Origin of the sequence: Alkalibacterium gilvum, from assembly GCF_900109085.1 — a bacterium.
GTDB lineage: Bacteria > Bacillota > Bacilli > Lactobacillales > Carnobacteriaceae_A > Alkalibacterium > Alkalibacterium gilvum.
Map to the genome: position 1 here is coordinate 1 of NZ_FNYW01000084.1, position 1,383 is coordinate 1,383.

1 protein-coding gene is annotated in these 1,383 nt (G+C 34.5%); it reads right to left on the reverse strand.

Annotation, left to right across the window (positions count from 1 at the left end):
• Window positions 1-173 precede the first annotated feature (173 nt).
• Window positions 174-1,280 (reverse strand): IS4 family transposase, encoded by a 1,107-nt coding sequence (locus BMX83_RS10615; RefSeq protein WP_091636844.1) that lies wholly within the window; start codon window positions 1,278-1,280, stop codon window positions 174-176.
• Between the last annotated feature and the right edge of the window lie 103 nt (window positions 1,281-1,383).

Sequence of the window (1,383 nt, forward strand, 5' to 3'; positions counted from 1 at the left end):
TCACTAGTGTTGCATAAAACTACCCACTCATCCCATTGCTTAATTGTGTAAAGAATCACAAATAGTTTTCACTAAAATGGAAAAAAGTTTTAATTGCTGGCGCAAGGGATGACTTTTTCCAGAAATTTTAAGCTTATTTTGTTTTATCCTCAGTAATTTACGATAATTTTCACTTACCCTGGATCGAATATTTTCCCGAAATAATCATAACATTCAAATTGAACCGAACGAAACACTCTTAAAATTTGGAAAATGGTTTGTTTTAGTTCAAGTTTCAATTTTATGAGTAGCGTAAGAAGATAGACGATCATTGCTAAAATAATTTGGTTGACAACACCATCTTCAGATTTTGAGAAATACTTTTTAATCGTCATGTGCTGTTTGATGTGCTTGAAAAAGAGTTCGATTTGCCAGCGTGACTTGTACATTTTTCCGATTTCTTTCGCCTTAGGCGTTCGTTTATTGGTGACAAGCTTTAAATCAGCGCGACCTTTTCTTTGAATAGTAATGACTCGAAAAGGACTTGTCGTGCCTTTGTCCTTACCTAAAGTGACCAGCTGATCACTGACAATATCAGAGTCTTTCTCTACTTCATATTCTTCAAGAAGATGAGTGATTGTATTTTTCTTGATTCGAGTAACAAAAAAATAGCCGTCTGAATGCATCTGATCGAAGCGATCGAAATCTAAATATCCACGGTCAAAAACATACGTTGCTTTTGGTTTATTGACGAGAATCTCTAGATGTTCACTGTCATGTTCGGCAGCGTTAGAAATTTCGAATTGTTCAGGATGAAGCAAACCTTCTTCCATTAAACAAACACTCAAGTGTAGCTTCACACCTGATTTTGTTTTTCGAAATTTTGCCCAGGGATAGGAATGTTGGCTGAACGAGAAGGTCGTCGAATCGATTAAATATATCTTTTCATTCTTCTGACCTTCGGTCTGCTGGTGTACAAGCAATAACAGTTGGGAAAAAATCTCCATTAATACGGAAGAATCCAAAGCTCTGATTGCTCGAGAAAGCTGAGAGTAACTGATTTCATCAACTCCAATTGCTTTTCTAAGTTTTGGATTTACCAACTGATTATCTAGATGGCGTAAACTGTTTGTTTCATCATTAATTGCGAATAAAAAGAGTTTCAAAGCACGGTCAAATGTTAATTTTTTGACGTAAGCATCAAAGCTTTGAATAGCTTTTTGAGATTTACCACTTAATTTTTCTAAATTTATAAACGAAAACCATTTGCTTATGGTCATTTTTGTTTTATACTTATCCATGTTGTTGGTCCTTTGTAATGGTCTTGGATAAGTCATCCACTCCCATTATAAAGGATTTTTTTATGCTTTAAAATGCTTAAAATTTTAATGCAACACTAGTGAT